Origin of the sequence: Planotetraspora sp. GP83, assembly GCF_041262585.1 — a bacterium.
Lineage (GTDB): Bacteria > Actinomycetota > Actinomycetes > Streptosporangiales > Streptosporangiaceae > JAOEGB01.
Genome location: NZ_JBGCBZ010000045.1, coordinates 1 through 17,710, shown reverse-complemented (window position 1 = coordinate 17,710; position 17,710 = coordinate 1). Strand labels below are relative to the sequence as shown.

The 17,710-nt window shown below is 71.1% G+C and carries 17 protein-coding genes and 1 pseudogene; 8 read left to right on the top strand and 10 right to left on the bottom strand.

The features are described from left to right. A pseudogene (locus ABH927_RS33910) lies at positions 1-318 on the top strand (hypothetical protein); the annotation flags it as partial. Between the two features lie 322 nt (positions 319-640). Here the strand turns inward: ABH927_RS33910 and ABH927_RS33905 are convergent. Next, on the bottom strand, positions 641-1,621 hold the full coding sequence (locus tag ABH927_RS33905; RefSeq protein WP_370028554.1) for an ABC transporter substrate-binding protein: 981 nt from the start codon (positions 1,619-1,621) through the stop codon (positions 641-643). A 344-nt stretch (positions 1,622-1,965) separates the two neighbouring features. Then, positions 1,966-2,082: a putative leader peptide gene (locus ABH927_RS33900; RefSeq protein WP_370028552.1), complete on the bottom strand. Its 117-nt coding sequence runs from the start codon at positions 2,080-2,082 to the stop codon at positions 1,966-1,968. A gap of 358 nt (positions 2,083-2,440) precedes the next feature. Here ABH927_RS33900 and ABH927_RS33895 point away from each other — a divergent pair, with 358 nt between their 5' ends. Beyond that, positions 2,441-3,136 (top strand): DUF4328 domain-containing protein, encoded by a 696-nt coding sequence (locus ABH927_RS33895; protein ID WP_370028550.1) that lies wholly within the window; start codon positions 2,441-2,443, stop codon positions 3,134-3,136. Here ABH927_RS33895 and ABH927_RS33890 read toward each other — a convergent pair. The 3 genes from ABH927_RS33890 to ABH927_RS33880 all read right to left on the bottom strand — a co-directional run bounded on the left by ABH927_RS33890 (position 3,049) and on the right by ABH927_RS33880 (position 7,645). Continuing rightward, positions 3,049-6,534, bottom strand: coding sequence for a DNA polymerase III subunit alpha (locus tag ABH927_RS33890; RefSeq protein WP_370028548.1), 3,486 nt, complete (start codon positions 6,532-6,534; stop codon positions 3,049-3,051). The two genes, ABH927_RS33895 and ABH927_RS33890, sit on opposite strands and share 88 nt — an antisense overlap. Further along, positions 6,534-6,800: a DUF6504 family protein gene (locus ABH927_RS33885; RefSeq protein WP_261586938.1), complete on the bottom strand. Its 267-nt coding sequence runs from the start codon at positions 6,798-6,800 to the stop codon at positions 6,534-6,536. Before ABH927_RS33885 ends, ABH927_RS33890 begins: the two co-directional genes overlap by 1 nt. Before the next feature lie 107 nt (positions 6,801-6,907). Next, on the bottom strand, positions 6,908-7,645 hold the full coding sequence (locus ABH927_RS33880; RefSeq protein ID WP_370028546.1) for a GntR family transcriptional regulator: 738 nt from the start codon (positions 7,643-7,645) through the stop codon (positions 6,908-6,910). Between the two features lie 112 nt (positions 7,646-7,757). Between ABH927_RS33880 and ABH927_RS33875 the strand changes: the two genes are divergently transcribed. The 6 genes from ABH927_RS33875 to ABH927_RS33850 all read left to right on the top strand — a co-directional run bounded on the left by ABH927_RS33875 (position 7,758) and on the right by ABH927_RS33850 (position 13,367). Beyond that, positions 7,758-8,912 (top strand): ABC transporter substrate-binding protein, encoded by a 1,155-nt coding sequence (locus tag ABH927_RS33875; protein WP_370028545.1) that lies wholly within the window; start codon positions 7,758-7,760, stop codon positions 8,910-8,912. A gap of 5 nt (positions 8,913-8,917) precedes the next feature. Beyond that, complete coding sequence (locus ABH927_RS33870) at positions 8,918-9,751, top strand: ABC transporter permease (protein ID WP_370028543.1); 834 nt, start codon at positions 8,918-8,920, stop codon at positions 9,749-9,751. After that, on the top strand, positions 9,739-10,608 hold the full coding sequence (locus ABH927_RS33865; protein ID WP_370028541.1) for an ABC transporter permease: 870 nt from the start codon (positions 9,739-9,741) through the stop codon (positions 10,606-10,608). The genes ABH927_RS33870 and ABH927_RS33865 overlap by 13 nt, the downstream gene beginning before the upstream one ends. Then, the gene (locus tag ABH927_RS33860) at positions 10,605-11,657 is read left to right on the top strand and encodes an ABC transporter ATP-binding protein (RefSeq protein ID WP_370028539.1); all 1,053 of its coding nucleotides are present in this window, start codon (positions 10,605-10,607) and stop codon (positions 11,655-11,657) included. The genes ABH927_RS33865 and ABH927_RS33860 overlap by 4 nt, the downstream gene beginning before the upstream one ends. After that, positions 11,647-12,327, top strand: a complete 681-nt coding sequence (locus ABH927_RS33855; protein WP_370028537.1) for an HAD family hydrolase — start codon at positions 11,647-11,649, stop codon at positions 12,325-12,327. Before ABH927_RS33860 ends, ABH927_RS33855 begins: the two co-directional genes overlap by 11 nt. An 80-nt stretch (positions 12,328-12,407) precedes the next feature. Next, positions 12,408-13,367 carry a quinone oxidoreductase gene (locus ABH927_RS33850; protein ID WP_370028535.1) on the top strand — a complete coding sequence of 320 codons (960 nt, stop codon included), beginning with the start codon at positions 12,408-12,410 and terminating at the stop codon, positions 13,365-13,367. Positions 13,368-13,576: 209 nt separating this feature from the next. Here ABH927_RS33850 and ABH927_RS33845 read toward each other — a convergent pair whose 3' ends face one another. The 5 genes from ABH927_RS33845 to ABH927_RS33825 form a co-directional block, all read right to left on the bottom strand. After that, complete coding sequence (locus ABH927_RS33845) at positions 13,577-14,278, bottom strand: SHOCT domain-containing protein (protein WP_370028533.1); 702 nt, start codon at positions 14,276-14,278, stop codon at positions 13,577-13,579. 71 nt (positions 14,279-14,349) lie between these two features. After that, positions 14,350-15,399 carry a PucR family transcriptional regulator gene (locus tag ABH927_RS33840; protein WP_370028532.1) on the bottom strand — a complete coding sequence of 350 codons (1,050 nt, stop codon included), beginning with the start codon at positions 15,397-15,399 and terminating at the stop codon, positions 14,350-14,352. 20 nt (positions 15,400-15,419) lie between these two features. Then, positions 15,420-16,220, bottom strand: a complete 801-nt coding sequence (locus tag ABH927_RS33835) for an ABC transporter permease subunit (protein ID WP_370028530.1) — start codon at positions 16,218-16,220, stop codon at positions 15,420-15,422. Next, positions 16,201-17,109 carry an ABC transporter ATP-binding protein gene (locus tag ABH927_RS33830; protein ID WP_370028529.1) on the bottom strand — a complete coding sequence of 303 codons (909 nt, stop codon included), beginning with the start codon at positions 17,107-17,109 and terminating at the stop codon, positions 16,201-16,203. The genes ABH927_RS33835 and ABH927_RS33830 overlap by 20 nt, the downstream gene beginning before the upstream one ends. A 93-nt stretch (positions 17,110-17,202) precedes the next feature. Next, a complete protein-coding gene (locus ABH927_RS33825) occupies positions 17,203-17,577 on the bottom strand; it encodes a thiol-disulfide oxidoreductase DCC family protein (protein ID WP_370028528.1) in 375 nt (124 codons plus the stop codon). Positions 17,578-17,710: the final 133 nt, after the last annotated feature.

Genomic DNA, 17,710 nt, shown 5'->3' with positions numbered 1-17,710 from the left:
ATCAGCCGCACCGGCCACCACTACCCGGTCACACCACCACCCATCATCGAACCCCTCCCCGAACCGATCACCCCCACCATCCCGCAAATCCCGGAGACCATGTCGGAAAACGACCTTCCACTGCCCTCCACCTGGGAATACGGCCCACCCTGGCTCGAAGAAACGCAGCCCCAGCAGCCGCCCGGCACCCAGCCCGCGCCCGCCGACCAGCAAGCGGCCAACGAGCAGCCCGGGCCCGGCGACAAGGAAGCGGCCGATGACCAGCACCCATCCGGGACCCGTCCACCAGACCCGGAAGCGGACATCCCACCCTTCTGAGATCAAGGGGGCGGGACACCGCTGTATCCCTGCCTGGGCTGGGCTGGGTGCGGCTGAATGGCTACAGGAACTCACGTGCCGTCAGACAGCGGCTTCTTGCCGACGCGACGCTCTCGGCGGCCTCGGACAGGGCAGTGGCCTCGGACAGGGCGGCGCAGCGGCTCGCACCCAGCGGCAGCCTCGGACAGCGTGGCGGCCTTGGGTCAGCAGAGCGGCCCGAAGGGTGCGGTGGGGCTGAGACGGCGCGATGGCCTCAGAGCGCGGAGCGGCCTCGGACGGCGCGATGGCCTTGGACGGCGCAGCGGCTCACGCACGGCGGGGCTCAGACAGCGGGGTGGCCTGGGACGGTGGCGGCTGCGGCGGCTTGGGAAAGGGAGGCGGTCACGAAGGGGGCGAGGGAGCGTCCGGCCGCTTGGGACGGTGCGGTGGCCTCGGCTAGGGCGGCGGTCACAAAGGGCGCGAGGGAGGGCACGACCGCCTCGGAGACGTTGACGGGATCGGTGAGGAACCCGCTCGCGAAGAGCACGTCGGCCGCCTCCTGCTGTTCGGCGAGGAACTCGTCCGAGACGGGCTCCAGCCGCCAGGGCAGCCGCCTGAGTGCCTCCTCCCAGGCGTCGACCGAGCCGCCGACGGCCTCGACGGTGAGGTGGGCGGCCTCGCGGGGGTTGGCCTGGGCCCACGCGTCGGCCTGGCGCAGCGCGCGCACGGCGGCGGCGACGGTCTCGGGCCGGGTCTCGGCGTAGTCGCGGCGGGTGTAGAAGACCGAACGGTTGGAGATGACGCCCGCGGTGCCGGCGAGAGTACGTGTCCGGGTCTCGGCCCGGACGAGGTCGGCGCCCTCGGCGACCCACGCGGCGATCTCGCCGGAGCGCAGCCACTCCCCCGCTTCGGGACCGGCCGGCCGGGGCTCGATGTCCCGATACGAGAGCCCGTTCTGGGCCAGGAGCTTGGCCAGGAAGTGTGTCTGCCAGGAGCCTGCTCTGAACGCGACGGGCTGTCCGCGGAGCTGGGAGACGGACCTCACCGGGCCATCCTTGGCGACTACCAGGGCGCCGTGGCCGGGGCGCGGGGTCGAGGCCACGGCGTAGACGATCGGCAGTCCGGCCGCCTGCGCGGTCAGGGGCGGGGTGGAGCCGGTGCCGCCGAAGTCGATGGCGCCCTCGGCCAGCAGGCGGCCCGTCCGGGTGGGATCGGAGTAGAAGTACAGCTCCACTGCCTCGCCCAGCTCATCGAGGACGTGGTCGAGCCGCGAGAGGAAGAACAGCGACGGATTGTGGTTGTGCACGCCTATGCGGATGGTCATGGGCCAACTCCAAGATCTTGGGGAGCCAGTGGCGGAGCCGTACGAACTCGGGGAGGGCCGATCACCTCCACCGGCAGGAGCGATGACGGAACGACCGTCCGCGGAGCACGATCACCCGGTCGCCGCGGCGGGGGGCGCCGACGGCCGCCTGCCAGCGGGGATGCCCGCAGAGGCCAGACAACGGACAAAGCGAACAGAGCGGGTGGAGCCGGTAAAGCAAGTGAAGCCGCCTAGCACTGCGGCATCGCCGCGTCCACCGGCGCCAGCGCCGCCGGTGAAGCGACTGGAGCGGCTGAAGCGGGTGAGCCCGTGCTCGCGCATGGTGTGCTCCCTGTCGTGGTCGATCAGTCGCTGGACTTCAAAGACGACTTCAAAAGACGGCTTCGAAGACGACAGAGCGCGCTGGACATCCGGCACAGGTCGATGTGATCGCGGGAGGTGAGGAGCGCGCTACGGACCACGAGGACGACCGTAGCCCACTGTCACACGGCTTTCAAGTTTCCCTACTGGTAAACCATAGAATAGCTCTGATTAGCGGGAACGCGGATGGGATAGGAGTGAGGGGGACGACGCGCATGCCGGGGGGAGATACATATGCGGTCCACCTCGTCATCGGTGAGGCCAGTGGGTGAGACGGCGATCGAGACGGCGGTCCAGCCTCCGGGTAAGCCTGCCGCCAGACCCGCACCAAGATCTGCATCGAGACCTACGTCGAGGCCGGCACGCCGGTCAGCGCTCCAATCAACGCTCCAATCAGCGCTCCAATCAACGGTGCGATCGACGGTGCGGTCAGCCGGGAAACCAGCGATGAGGTCCGCCGTGAGCAGGGCGGCCGTCGCCGTGTACGCGTGCCTCGCGGTTCAGGCCGTCACGATGGCCTCGCTGGCGGTGTTCGAGGAGGTCCGAGGCCGGCGGCTGGCTCACCAGATCGCGGCGTTCGGCGGAGATCCGCACGCGCCGGGCGCGCGGCAGGTGGTGGGCGCGGTGACGGTGTTCGCGATCGTGATGATGGCGGTGGCCGCGACGACCACCGCCGCCGCGGTGGCCTACCTGGTCTGGTCCCGGCGCGTCCGTCAGGCTCCGCAGAGCGGATACAGCGGATACAGCGGGTCCGGTCTCGGGCTGGTTGCCGCGTGGCTCCTGCCGGGGGTCAACCTGGTGGTGCCGCCACTTCTGGTGGACCGGGCGTGGCGGGAGCTGGCCGGCGAACGCCCGGCGCGGGACGCCCGGAGCCGGGCGCGCTGGCTGGTGCTCCTCACGTGCTGGTGGCTGAGCTGGCTCGCGGCGCTGTTCCTGGTGTTCGTACGGCCCGCGCACTCGGGGAGGGACCTGACGGGCGTCGGCCTGACCGACCTGGCGGCCACGATCGTCGCCGCGATCCTGTGCGCGGCCACCGTCCGGGAGCTCACCGCGCTGAGGGAGGCCCCTCACCGGCCGGTCGTCGGGCCGGAGCTGCCCGAGCTGGCGTGCCAGAGTCGCCGGTGGTCGTCGCGCGGAGGGCCGATGTCGGAGTAGGGCGACAGCCGGAAGCCGTTGCCGTACTCGATGGGGCGCCCGCCCACGCCCGCGCCGGGGACGGGCACTTCGTTCAGGATGGCGCGGACGGCGTCGATGCCCCCGCCGGGGGCGCGCCACACCCGGTCGAGATCGACCAGGTTCCAGCAGTGGACGGCGCGCAGCGAGACGGCCCTCCCGCCGGTCCGCCTGACCACTCCCCTGGCGACCAGCAGCCATGATCCGAAGACGGTCGCCGCGGTGTGCGCCTGAACCGACTCGAAGAACGTGAGGTCGATCGGGCCGGTGGAGTCGTCGAGGGTGGCGAAGATGACCCGCTGACCCGAGCGTACGGCGGGCGTCTGGGTGGCGACCTTGACCCCGGCGACCAGGATCTCCGCGCCGTTCCGCTGCTTGAGCAGGTCCTTCGAGCGGATCACGCCGATCGCGTCGAGCAGGTCGTCGTGGAAGTGGACCACGTGGCGGCTGACGTCCATGCCGAGGATCGAGAGCTCGGCCTCGACCGCCTCCGCCTCGGTCATCTCGGGCAGCTCCCCCGGCGTGACGCTCTCGGTGAACCCCATGGGGAGCTGCACGGCCGCCTCCGAACTCCCCGTCACCCCAGAGGCCCGGTCGAGCGCGCCGACCTGGGCGATCAGGTCGCGCCTCGTCAGCTCCCCCGGCCGCCACCGCGGCTCGCCCGGGCGCAGGCCGTACACCGCGTCGAGCCCGCCGACCTCCACGATGCGCTCGGCGACCGGGCGCGACGGGCGGGCCCGGTCCCAGAAGTCGGCCATCGAGGTGTACGGCTGGCCGGCGACCATCCGGCTCACCTCGGCCTGGCTCACCCCCCTGACGGCCGAGAGCGGCACGCGCAGGCCGTACCCGCGCCCGATCTCCTCGATCCTGAGCCCGCCGGGCGGGCGCTGCCCGGCGGCGGGGGCTGGGGCGGCGGCCGGGCCCGTCCTCTCGACGAGCCAGTCCGTCCCGGACCGGTTGACGTCGAGCGGGAGGATGTCGACGCCGCACTGGCGGGCCTCGTCGAGGATCACGCGGTTGGGGTACATGCCTGGCTCGTGGGTGAGCACTCCGGCGAAGAACGCGGCGGCGTGGTGCCGCTTGAGCCAGGCCGATTGGTAGGTGGGCAGCGCGAACGCCGCCGCGTGGGCCTTGCAGAACCCGAACCCGCCGAACGCGTCGAGCACCTTCCACGCGTTCTCGACCGTGGCCTCGGCGAAGCCGTTCCGCCTGGCGACCGGCACGAACCAGGACCTGACGATCTCCCTGCCCTCGGGGGTGCCGAGGGTGCGGCGGGCCTTCTCGGCGTCCGAGAGCCCGCATTCGGTCATGACATCGATGATCTTCAGGACCTGCTCGTGGAAGACGACCACGCCGTAGGTCTCCCTGAGCGCGTCCCGCAGCTTCTCGTGCGGGTAGTGCGGCTCGCGGAAGCCGTGCCTCGCCTCCAGGTACGGCGTGACCATGTCGGAGTTGACCGGGCCCGGCCGGAAGAGCGAGATGTCCACGATCAGGTCGTGCATCGTGCGGGGTTCGAGCTTGGCGACCAGCTCCCGCTGGCCGGGCGACTCGATCTGGAAGCACCCGAGCGTACGGCTGGCACGGATCAGGTCGTAGGTGGCCTCGTCGTCGTGGGGGACGGCGTCCAGGTCGATCTTCTCGTTGTCGACGCGCTCGATCTCCTTGATGGAGTAGGCCAGCGCCGACTGCATGCGCACGCCGAGCACGTCGAGCTTGAGCAGGCCCGCCTCCTCGACGTCGTCCTTGTCGAACTGCGACATCGGGAAGTCCAGCAGGCTGCGCTCCACCGGCGTGCGGTCGCGGAGCGAGGAGTTGCCGATCAGCACGCCGCACGGGTGTAGCGCGATGTGCCTGGGCAGCCCGTCGAGCCTCTCGGCGAGCCGGAACACCGTCTGCAGCGACCGGTCGTTCAGCCCGCTGTCGCGCAGCTCGGGCAGGTCGGACAGCGCGGCCCTGATCTGCTTGGCCCGGACGTGCGGGAACGCCTTGGCGATGACGTCGATCTCGTGCGGGGGCAGGCCCATGGCCGCGCCCACGTCGCGGAGCGCGCTACGAGCCCGGTAGGTCTCCATCATGGAGACGCAGGCGACGCGGGCCTCGCCGTACCGGCCGAGGATGGCGCGGTAGCAGTCGAGGCGGCGGGCCGACTCCACGTCGACGTCGATGTCGGGCAGCCCCCGGCGGCCCTCGGACAGGAAGCGCTCCATCAGCAGGCCGTGCTGGAGCGGGTTCACCTCGCCGATGCCGATGAGGTAGTTGACCAGGCTGCCCGCTCCGGACCCGCGGATGGCGCAGCGGACGCCCATCGAGCGGATCATGTCGGTGATGCCGGCGACGGCGATGAAATATCCGGACAGCCGCTTCTTCTCGATGATGCGCAGTTCGTCGGCGAGGCGCCGCCTGGCGTCGGCCGAGCGGGCCATGCCGCGGTCGATCAGCCCGTCCTCGCAGCGGTGCCGCAGCAGCGGGAGCGGGTCCTCGCCGATCTCGGGGAGGTGGAGCTTCGGCCGATCGGGCTCCAGGAGCGGGACGATCTCGACGGGGTCGAGCACGCAATCGTCCGCGACGCGGCGGGTCTCCGCGAGTAGCCGCCCGGCCCGGTCCGGGTCGCCGCCGCAGATGCGGGCGGCCACAAGGGCCATCTCGCGGCCGCCCTTGAGGTAGGCGTGGGCGGTGGGCTGCTCGATGTGCCGGGCGTGGAGGGGCACGAGCTTGCGCGCCGCGTCGAGCACGTTGCCGATCTGGTGGTCGGCGGCGTCGAGGTAGCGGACCGCGTTGGTCAGCACGGCGGGCACGCCCAGGGAGTCGGCCAGGGCGAGCATGCGGGTGGCGTTGTTCGTGTCGCGGTAGCCGTAGTGGTCCACGAGCTCGACGACCAGGTCGGGCACCACGGAGCGCCAGGCGGTCAGCAGGGCGCGCGCCTGGTCGTCCCGCCGCTCGGCGATCGCCCGGCCGACGCCCGAGCGTGGCCCGAGCATGACCACCAGCCCGCCGGGCCCGGAGGCGTGCTCGGCGACCATCCCGGGAGTCACGTACGGCTCGCCGCGCTCGCCGGCGTGGTGGGCGGCCGTGACCAGACGGCAGAGGGCGGCCCAGCCGTCGGAGCGCGCGAGCACGACGATCCGCGCCCGGTCCCCCTGATCCCCCTGGCCGCCCTGGAGAGCGAGGTCCACGCCGACGATCGGGGCGATGCCCGCTTCGTGACAGGCCTGGACGTGCTTGACCGCGCCATAGAGGCCGTCGCGGTCGGTCAGCGCGAGCCGGTCCATGCCGTGCTCGGCCGCCCGCCGGACGAGCACGCCCGGGAACGCCGTGCCGTACCGGAGCGAGTACGCGGAGGCGGTGTGGAGGTGGGCGAACGAGGCCGTGAACGGGGTCATCAATCCCAGGCCCTCAGCAGGAGCCAGCCATCGCCGGCGGTGTCGAAGCGCACCTCGTAGGTGCCGATCTCCTTGCCTGTCGCGGCCTCCACCCGCCAGAACCGCCGCTCTCCCGGGTCGGCGTCGGTGGTCTTCCACCACTCGCGGGCGACCACCCAGTGGTCCTGGATCTCGCGAACGGTGTAGAGCCGGTCCCGCCAGACGAACTGAGCAGGCTGACCGTCCCGGACCCACACCTCGATCGGATCGCCGTAAAGTCTGCTCAAGACGCCTTCTCCCTGTGGCTGCGTGGCACCCGGGGGAAGACGGGCGGATCAATCGGGCAGAATTGCCGCTACTTCGAACATACGTTCCCAGAAGATCGAACGCAAGTTCACTCCGCCGCGCGGCGGACGAGGGAGTTGGCCGAGGTGGAGTTCCGGATGCTGAAGGTGACGCTCCCGGCGCGGTAGCGGTCGTCGGAGCACTCGACCGGACGGCCCTCCTGGGTGGTCGTGGTGCGCCGCTGGCGGAGCAGAGGGCTGCCACGGCGGACGCCGAGCAGCCGGGCCTCCTCGGCGCCCGCGGCGACGGCGTCGATCAGGTGCTCGCCGTACGCGAAGACCAGGCCGACCGACTCGTAGAGCTCCTGCGTGACGGACTCGCACGACGGGTCGAGCTTCTCCACGGCCGGCGCGATCCAGCCGGCGTAGACCGTCCGCTCGATCAGCACGGGCTCGCCGTCGAGCCGCCGCAGCCGCAGCACGGACAGGACCTCGTCGCCGGGGGCGACGGCCAGCCGTACGGCCTCGGAGGAGGTGGCGGGGCGGCGCTGGGAGGCGAGCACGATGCCGCTCGCCCGATAGCCCATGGAGCGCGCCCACTGGGCGAAGCTGTGCAGCTCGGCGAAGCTCTGGCTGCGCTCGCTGCCGAGCACGATCCGCCGGGCACCCTGCCGGGACCCGACGAGCCCCTCGGCGACGAGCACGGCCACGGCCTGGCGGACCGTACCCCTGGCGGCCGAGAACCGCGCGGCCAGCTCGGCCTCCGACGGAAGCTGGGCGCCGATGGGATAGTCCCCGCAGATGATGGCGTCCCGCAGGTCTCCCGCGATCTGTTCATAACGCGCCATCGCCGCGGCCCCTTCTGTTCATTTGGCTGACATCGACATGGGACTTACTTGGTCTGGCTTGTTTGTACAAGTTCGCTTAGGTTCGATCCACATATCTCAGTGGGAGGCACCGTTGTCCACACGTACCGCCGGCCTGTTGGCCGCCCTCACCATAACGACCTCCGTGATCGCCGCGTGCGGCGCCGCCCCCAAGCCCGAAACCGGCGCCTCGAGTGCCGACGGCGGCTCCAAGGCCGCGACGGCGACCTCCGCGCAGGACCTCGGCGGGCTGGACAAGCTGGTCGAGGCGGCCAAGAAGGAGGGCGCGCTCAACGTCATAGCCCTCCCGCCGGACTGGGCCAACTACGGTGAGATGATCACGGCGTTCACCGCCAAATACGGCATCAAGGTCAACAGCGACAACCCCGACGGCTCCAGCTCGGACGAGATCAACGCGGTCAAGACCCTGAAGGGCCAGGGCCGCGCCCCCGACGTGCTCGACCTCGGCAGCGCCTTCGCGCTGAGCGGCGCGCAGGAGGGCCTGTTCGCCCCCTACAAGGTGCAGAGCTGGGACAAGATCCCCGATGGCCAGAAGGAGGCCAGCGGGGCGTGGTACTACGACTACGGCGGCTACATCTCGATCGGCTGTGACGCCAAGCGGGTCAAGGTCTGCCCGGAGACGTTCGCCGACCTGCTGAAGCCCGACTACAAGGGCAAGGTCGCCCTGAACGGCGACCCGACCAAGGCCGGGGCCGCCTTCGCGGGCGTCTACGCGGCGTCGCTGGCCAACCAGGGCTCGTTCGACGACATCCAGCCCGGCATCGATTTCTTCAAGAAGATGAAGCAGGCGGGCAACTTCAGCCCCGTCGAGGCCACCCCGGCCACGGTCGAGAAGGGCGAGACCCCGATCACCATCGACTGGGACTACCTCCAGGCCAGCTACGCCAAGGAGTTCTCCGGCAAGGGCATCGACTGGAAGGTCGCCATCCCGTCGGACGGCAAGTACGCCAACTTCTACGCCCAGGCGATCAGCAAGTCGGCTCCCCACCCGGCCGCCGCGCGCCTGTGGGAGGAGTTCCTCTACAGCCCCGAGGGCCAGAACCTGTGGCTGAAGGGCTACGCCCGCCCGGTGCTCCTGCCCGCGATGCAGTCGGACGGCAGCGCCGACGCCGCCCTGGTCGCCCAGCTTCCCAAGGTGGACGGCACCCCGGCGTTCCCCACCCCCGCCCAGGTCGACAAGGCCAAGGAGACCCTGGCCGGCGGCTGGGGCGCGGCGGTCTCGGGCTGACGTCCGTGGCCAACGTACCCCGGTCGAAGAGCTGGCTCGCGACCGTCCCGCTGCTGGCCTTCGTCGCTCTCGTGTTCGGCGTCCCGCTCGTGGTCATCCTCGGCGGGACGTTCACCCGGGGCGGCGCGGTCAGCACGGCCAACGTCGCCGAGTCGGTTCAGGGCGCCTACCTCACCGCGCTGCTCGGGAGCGTGAAGCTCTCGGCGCTCGTCGCGGTGGTCGGCGCCGTGCTCGGCACGTTCCTCGCGCAGGCCGTGGTGACCTCCCGGTTCCGGGCGCTGCGCGAGGCGGTCCTCACGGCCTCGGGCGTGCTGTCCAACTTCGGCGGCGTGCCCCTGGCCTTCGCCTGGATCGCCACCCTCGGAAACTCCGGTGTGATCACCACGTCCCTGGGCCTCGACGCCCGGGGGTGGAGCCTGTACAACTTCTGGGGCCTCGCCCTGGTCTACCTGTACTTCTCCATCCCGCTCATGGTCCTCGTGGTCGTGCCGGCGCTCGACGGCCTGCGCCCGCAGTGGCGGGAGGCGGCCCAGAACAACGGCGCGAGCGCGTGGCAGTTCTGGCGGTACGTCGGGGTCCCGGTCCTCACGCCGACGCTGCTCGGCGGGGTCGTGCTGCTGTTCGGCGGCTCCTTCGCGGCCTACGCGACGGCGCAGGCGATGGTCGGCTCGGCCGTCCCGCTGGTCACCCTGCAGATCGCCAACGCGCTGTCCGGCAACGTCCTCATCGGCCACGAGAACGTCGCGCTGGCCCTCAGCCTGGACATGATCCTGGTCGCGGGGCTGGTCATGGCGGTCTACCTCCCGCTGCAGCGAAGGAGCGCCCGATGGCTGCGCTGAGTCCGCAGACCCTCCCGGCGGCCACGAAGGCGACACCCGCGCCCGGCCGGCCGCGCCGGATCAGAGTCTGGCGCGGCGCGATCCTGCTGGTCGCCGCCGTCTACTTCCTCGTCCCCCTCATCGCATCGTTCGCGTTCACGGTCAAGACGCCCGGCAAGGGCGTCACGCTGGACGCCTACGGGCAGATCTTCTCGGCGGAGGGCTTCGGGCGCGCGCTCCTGCTCTCACTCGGGCTCGGAGTCGCCACCATCGTGGTGGTCCTGCTCCTGACGCTGCCCGCGATGCTCGCCGTACGGCTCAGCATCCCGAGGCTGCGGCCGATCCTGGAGGTCGTGTGCACGCTCCCCCTGGTCGTGCCCCCGATCACGTTCGTCGCCGGGATCAGCAAGGTCCTCCAGTGGGGCCCCGACTACCTGGCGAGCACGCCGTTCTACCAGACGATCATCTCGATCCAGAACCCCGACTTCCCGGTCGTGCTGGTGCTCACCTACGTAGTTCTGGCGCTGCCGTTCGTCTACCGGGCGCTGGACGCCGGGCTGAGCGCCATCGACGCGAGCACGCTCGTCGAAGCCGCCAGGAACCTCGGGGCCTCGTGGCCGCACCTGCTGCTCCGGGTGATCGTGCCCAACCTGAGGGCCGCCCTGGCCAACGCGTCGTTCCTCACGCTGGCGCTCGTGCTGGGAGAGTTCACGATCGCCCGGCTGCTCAGCTTCCAGACCTTCCCCGTCTGGATCTACACGATCTCCGGCTCGCAGGCCCAGGTGTCGGTGGCCGTCTCGGTGTTCAGCCTGCTGATCACCTGGCTGCTGCTGCTCGCCCTGTCCTCAGCCGGAGCAAGGCAAAGGAGTGGTAAATGAACGGGGCCCGGGTCGAGTTCCGCGGGCTGCGCAGGCGGTTCGGGAACACCGTCGCGCTGGACGGGCTGGACCTGACCGCCGAGCCCGGCGAGCTGCTCGCCCTGCTCGGCCCGTCGGGGTGCGGCAAGACGACCGCCCTGCGCTGCCTGGCCGGATTCGAGCACCCGGACGAGGGCGAGATCCTGGTCGACGGGTCGGACATCACGCGGGTTCCCGCCAACCGCCGCGACGCGGGCATGGTCTTCCAGTCCTACAGCCTGTTCCCCAACCTGAACGTCAAGGACAACGTGGCCTTCGGCCTCCGCGTCCGCAAGGCGCCCACGGCCAGGCGGCACGCCCGCGCCCAGGAACTGCTGGAGCTGGTCGGCCTGCCCTCGATCGGGGAGCGGTACCCGCACCAGCTCTCCGGCGGCCAGCAGCAGCGCGTCGCGCTCGCCCGGGCGCTCGCGCTGGAGCCGCGGGTCCTCCTCCTGGACGAGCCGCTGTCGGCCCTCGACGCCAAGGTCCGGGTCAACCTCCGGGAGGAGATCCGCCGTCTCCAGCTCTCCCTCGGCATCACGACGATCTTCGTGACGCATGACCAGGAGGAGGCCCTGTCGGTCGCCGACCGGGTGGCCGTGCTCCGCGCGGGCCGCCTGGAGCAGGTCGCCGACCCGGCCACGCTGTACGACCGGCCCGCGACGCCGTTCGTGGCCGAGTTCGTCGGCACGATGAACCACCTGCCCGGCCGCGTCTCGGGAGACAAGGTGACGGTCCTCGGACAGGAGCTGCCCGTGGAGGGCCCGGTCCCGGACTCGGCGGACGTGAACGTGCTGATCCGGCCGGAGGCCGTGCTGCTCACGCCCGACGAGGACGGCGACGGGAAGGTCCTGGTCTCCTCCTTCCGCGGCTCGACGGCCCGCCTGCGGGTCCAGCTCCCCGACGGCAGCGAGGCCCTCGCCGACGTGCCCGGCCACCATTCCGTACGGCTGGCGCCCGGCACCGCCGTACGGGTCGCCCTGGTCGAGCGGCCGGTGCTGGTCTCGGTTGCGGGAAACGATGACCTGTGACGAGCTGGGCGCCGTCCTGCTCGACATGGACGGCACCGTCGTGGACACCGAGGGCCTGTGGTGGGAGGCCTGCGCCGAAGTGGCGCAGGGCCTCGGGTTCGCGCTGACGCCGTCGGACCGGGAGGCGCTGTTCGGCCTCCCAGTCGAGGACGCCGCCGCGTATCTCGTCGGAGCCGGAGGTCTGGAGGATGCGGGGCCGCGTGAGGTGGAGGGCATGCTCACGCGGGCGTTCACCGTCAGGGTCGAGGCGGGGGTGACGACCCTGCCGGGAGCCGTCGCCCTGCTGGACTCGCTGGGCGCGGCGGGCGTCCCGGCGGCCCTGGTCAGCGCGTCGCCCCGGTCGATCGTCGACATGGTGCTGGAGACGGTCGGCGGGTTCCGCCTCTCGATCGCGGCCGGGGACAGCCCGAGGAACAAGCCCGCCCCCGACCCCTACCTGACCGCCGCCGGAAGGCTCGGCGTCGACCCGGCCTGCTGCGTGGCGATCGAGGACAGCCCCGCCGGGGTGGCCTCCGCCCGCGCCGCCGGGTGCGCGGTCATCGTGGCGGGCGGGGCCGGAGCCGTACCGGGTGATGGGGTGGTCCCCGTGCCTGATGGGATAGTCCACGTCCCGTCCCTGGAGAGCGTCGATCTGGCCCTGCTGCGCCTGCTGGTGTCGGGGCGCGGCTGATCCCCCAGGCGACGGGAACAACGAGTGCGGGACCGGAGGTTGGGACGAGAGATAGCGAGCCTTCAGACAGGAGTTACGCAATGCGTACGGTCGTCGTCCCCACATACGGTGATTCCTCGGTGCTGCAATACGTCGAGCGCCCGGACCCCGCCCCCGGACCGGGCGAGGTCCTGATCGACGTGGCGGCGATCGGGATCAACTTCGCCGACGTCTACCACCGGGAGGGCCGTTACCCGCTGCCGCTGCCGCTCACGCCGGGCTCGGAAGGCGCGGGCACGGTGGCGGCCGTGGGCCCCGGGGTGACCGACGTCGTCGTGGGTGACCGGGTCGGATGGGTCAACGTGGTCGGCTCCTACGCCGAGAAGGCCGTCATCCCGGCGGACAAGGCGATCCTCCTCCCCGAGGGGCTGTCGCCCGAGCTGGCCGCCGCCGTCCTGCTCCAGGGGCTCACCGCCCACTACCTCTCGCACTCGACTTATCCGATACGGCCAGGGGACGACGTGCTCGTCCACGCCGCCGCGGGCGGAGTGGGGCTGCTGCTGACGCAGATGGCCAAGCTGCGCGGCGCCCGGGTGATCGGCACGGTGTCCTCGCCCGAGAAGGAGAAGCTCGCCCGCCAGGCCGGGGCCGACGAGGTGCTCGGCTACGACGACTTCGCGGAGGGCGTCAAGGAGCTCACCGGCTCCGGCGCGCACGTGGTGTACGACGGCGTCGGAGCCACCACCTTCGACGCTTCGCTGGCGTCGCTGCGCCCGCTCGGCATGATGGTCCTGTACGGCGCGGCCAGCGGGCCGGTCCCGCCCTTCGACCCGCAGCGGCTCAACGCCGGTGGCTCGCTGTTCCTGTCGAGGCCCTCGCTCGGCCACTACGCCGCGACGCGCGAGGAGCTGCTGTCGCGGGCGGGCGACGTGCTCGGCTGGGTGGCGTCGGGCGCGCTGAAGGTGCACATCTCCCAGCGCTACCCCCTGGCCGACGTACGGCAGGCGCACGACGACCTGGAGGCCCGCCGCACGACCGGCAAGCTCCTGCTGATCCCGTAGGGCTACGTGGGCGGCCTACGTGGCCTGATGTCGCCTACGTGGCGGCGTGGAAGATCAGCACGCCGAGATAGATGCCGCCGGCGATGGCGATCATGTGAAGGGCGATCGACAGCGCCCGGACCGCGGTGACGTTCATCAGCGTGACCCCTATCGGTGCGAGTCGTGCAAACTTGAGTCGCACAAACTTGAGTGATTCAAGTTTGAGGCGTTCAGTGTGAGCCGTTCAGTAGTCGTTTCTTGGCGGCGGAATACTCGGCGTCGTCGAGCTGGCCGGCCCGGTGCAGGGCGGCCAGCCGTTCGAGCTCGCTCACGAGGCCGGACCCGCCCGCGGGCTCCGGCGTGACCGGGGCGAGGGGGCGGTTCCTGACCCGGTCCCGGTTTCGGTCCCGGTCGCCGGGGAGCTCCACCGTGGTGGTCCAGCGGACCTCGCCCGGCCGCAGGCTTCCCGGCACGGCGGGCGGAGCCGTACCCCAGAAGACTCGCCGGAAGGTGTCCCGGTTCGCGAGGAAGAGCAGCGGAACGCCGCCCATGAGGATGAACAGCACGGCGCAGACCATGAAGCTCCAGTCGACGCCCGTCTCGGGGCCGAGGCTGGAGTCGAGGAAGGCGTAGCCGAGGCTGAGGAACAGCGCGGGCCAGGCCAGCCAGGTGAGCCGGGGACCGACCGGGAGCACGCTGGCCGCGTAGACGCCCAGCGCGACGATGCCGCCGAAGATCGAGACCGGGACGATCCAGGCGATCCCCGTGGGACATGGCGTCGCGATGACGTACGGCCCGCCCGACCCGCAACTCCCGCCGATCCCCATGACGGAGCTCGACGCGAGATAGAGCAAGGTCAGGGCGCAGGCGAACGCGCCGAGCCCGACGAGCAGCCCGGTGGACCGCCGGACGAGCTGGAGAGGGGTGAGCACGGCTCGAATAGTAGGACAGAGGCCACGCCGACGCCCTAACTACGCGATCACCCACCCTTGCCAGGAGGGAGTCAGATCAGCGGCTGGGCGGGCCAGTCGAGCAGCCGCGCGCCCAGCACCGCCGTCTCCAGGGTGAACCGCTGGGTCGGGTCGGTCGGCGAGAACCCGGTCAGCCTGCGGATCCGCTCCAGCCGGTAGGTGATCGCGCGGGTGCTGACGCCGAGCCTGCGGGCGGCCGCGGTGTGGTTGCCCTGCGACGCGAAGACGGCCTCCAGCGTCTCCAGCAGCGACTCGGGCCCGCCGCGGGCCTCGGTGAGCGGGCCGAGCACCGTGGAGACGAGGTCCACGATCGCGCCCCTGTCCCTTAGCAGGACGGGGAAGACCAGGAGGTCGGCCGCCTTGAGCACCTGGGCCCGGAGGCCGAGCCGCTCGCCGAGGTCGATGGCGTTCGACGCCTCCCGATAGGACGTGACGATGCCGCCAGGCCCGTGGTGCGGCCTCCCGACGCCGATCCGCCAGGAGGGACGCGATGCCTGGGACGACAGCGCCGACCGGACGTGGTGGGTGAACTCTCCGGTGGCGGCGGTCAGCGACGCCGGGGAGGCGCAGACGAGCAGGCCGTCCCTGGCCGCCACCAGGATGTTGTGCGAGCCGAACCGGGCGACCAGCGCCTGCTCGATCGTCCTGATCAGCGGGTCGCCCGGGGCCAGAGGCGCGGTCATCCTGGCCACGGTCACCACGTAGGCCTCGGCCAGCCGCAGGCCGAAGTGCTCGGCCCGCCGGGCGTCGGCCCGGCCCTGCAGCAGGTCGTCGACGAACTCGCGGCGGGCGTCGTCCTCCTTTCGGATGGCCGTGAGCTGGGCCTCCTCGTATCCCTCCGCGAAGGCCGCCATGCTCCGCCGTACGGCCGCGAAGGCTCCTCCCGCGGTGAGCTCCGCCGCGTGGAGGCAGGCGTCGGCGAGCACGCGGAGGGGGATGCCGCGCTCGGCCGCGAGGGCGCCGCACGCCTTCAGATCGTCCATGTCGGAGCGGCCGGGCAGCCTGCCGGTCGCGGCCGAGGCCGCCAGCACGGAAAGGTACCCGCCGAGAAGGTCGGCGGGCACCCCGGTCGCCTCGCTCACGCGAGCGAGAACGCTGTCCATCAAACCCCTACGTCACGCCGCTCGAAGGCGAGCACGGCCGTCAGGAGCAGCACGGCCGTCGCGCCCAGCAGGACAAGGTAGTCCCCCACCGGCCAGCCCGAGAAGACCGGCCTGCCGTCCAGGTAGTAGTGGAACGGCGAGAGCCAGCGGAGCCACGCGATCGCGTCCACGCTCTTGCCGAGGGTCTCGATCACATAGCCGGCCACGGCGTAGCCACCGGCGACGGCCAGCGCGAGACCCTTGCCGCCGGTGGCCGCCCCGACCGTCAGCGCGACCGTGCCAAAGAACAGCGCGACAAGGAACAGCCCCGTGTGGGCGGCGACGATGTTGCCCGCCGGCACGCGCATGTCGCTCTTGGCGGCCATCGCGAGGATCACGGCCAGCGTGACGACCGCGATGACCAGCAGACCGAGGAACAGCGCCTGCCAGCGCTCCAGGACGAGCCGCTTGCGGTCGATGGGGAGCGTCAGCGTGAGCTCCAGCGTCCCGTTCTCCTCCGGACCCGCGATCGCCCGGTTGCCGAGGATCGCCGCGGACATGATCAGCAGCAGCGGCACGAGGAGCTGGTAGGCCACCGCCTGGAGGTAGCCCTCCCCCGAGGCGATGTCGGCCAGGCCGCCCATGAGGTCCTTCAGGGCACCCGGATATTTCGACAGGGCCGCCTGCTGGGAGAAGTCGGGATTGGCCCGGATGCTCGGGTAGATCGAGAGGTAGAGCAGGAGGAACGCCGAGATCCCGGCGGACCAGCCGATGACGGCGCGGCGGTATTCGCGCAGGGTCTTACGCACCAGCGTGGGCATGGTGGGCGTCCTCCTCGCTGTAGTAGGTCAGGAAGATCTCTTCGAGGTCGGGCTCGGCGCTGACCATGTGGACCACGGTGAACTTCGCCGCCGCCTTGATGAGCGCGTCCGGGCGGCCGTCGATCGTGCAGCGGAGGCTCGCGCCGTCCACGACGAGGTCGCGGACGCCCGGGAGCCCCTCGAACGCCTCCTTGGGGACGGGCGCGTCGAAGTGGAACTCCACGTGGCGTACGGCCCGCTCGCGCAGGGCGGCGACGTCCTCCACCGCGACCAGCCGGCCCGCGCGCACGATGCCCACCCGGTCGGCGACGTGCTCGACCTCGGCGAGGACGTGCGACGACATGAGGACGGTCCGGCCGGAGGTGCGCACCTCCCGGAGCATCGCGAGGAACTCCTGCTGGACGAGCGGGTCGAGGCCGCTCGTCGGCTCGTCGAGGATGAGCAACTCCGGCTCGTGCATGAACGCCTGGATCAGGCCGACCTTCTGCTTGTTGCCCTTGGAGAGCTCGCCCATCCTGATCGACAGGTCGGCGTCGAGCCGCTCGGCCAGCTCGTCGATCCGCGCCCGGCTCACGCCGCCCCGGATGTCGGCCATGAAGGTCAGGTAGTCGCGGGCCCGTTCCCGGCCTTCGAGGGAGAGCTCGCCGGGGAGGTACCCCATCCGGGCCCGCACCGAGGAGTCCCGCGTGTCCGCGCCGAGGACGGTGGCCCGGCCCGACGTGGGGCGGATGACGTCCAGGAGCAGCCTGATCGTCGTCGTCTTTCCCGCGCCGTTCGGACCCAGATATCCGAAGACCTCCCCCGGCTGGATGTCCAGCGTGAGGTCCTCAAGGCCCTTCCGCGTGCCGTAGAACTTGGTGAGTCCCTCGGTCTTCACTACTGCTGTCATGCCCGCCATGGTCCTGCGGCGGGCCGTCCCGGCATATACCGATCATCGGACAGTTGGGCGGCGGTTCCCTTCCCACATCCGGCAACCGGGGGGTCACACGGCCGTCGCGCCTGGGGTTCCCGGGAGGTGGTGGCGGTAGCGGGAGACCAGGCGATAACCCGTCTCGGCCACCCAGCTCACCGGCGGCGTCAGCATGATCCGGCCGGCCGTACGCCATGCGGGGTGGGGCTGGAGGGAGAGCATGACCGCGATGGCGCGAGCGCCCGAGGCGTGCAGGCCATTCGGCCCGACGAGCTGGACCGAAGCGGCCGCCTCGCCTCGGGTCAGTCCGAGCGCCCCGAGATCGGCGAACTGCCAGGCGCGTACGCCGGGCATGTACGCCAGGGACTTCCGCCCCACGTTGACGCACATCTGGCAGAAGGCGCAGTCTCCGTCGAAGAGAAGCACGATCTGGTTGTCCCGGCCCACACCCCCAAACTACCAACCCTCCAACGCCGTTGCATTTAACTGATCGGCCGTCCGTCAAGCCCTGATGACGAAGCAACGGGACTTCTGATAGATCATCTTGCGACCAAGCCAGAAGATCATCAGGAGTCCCGTT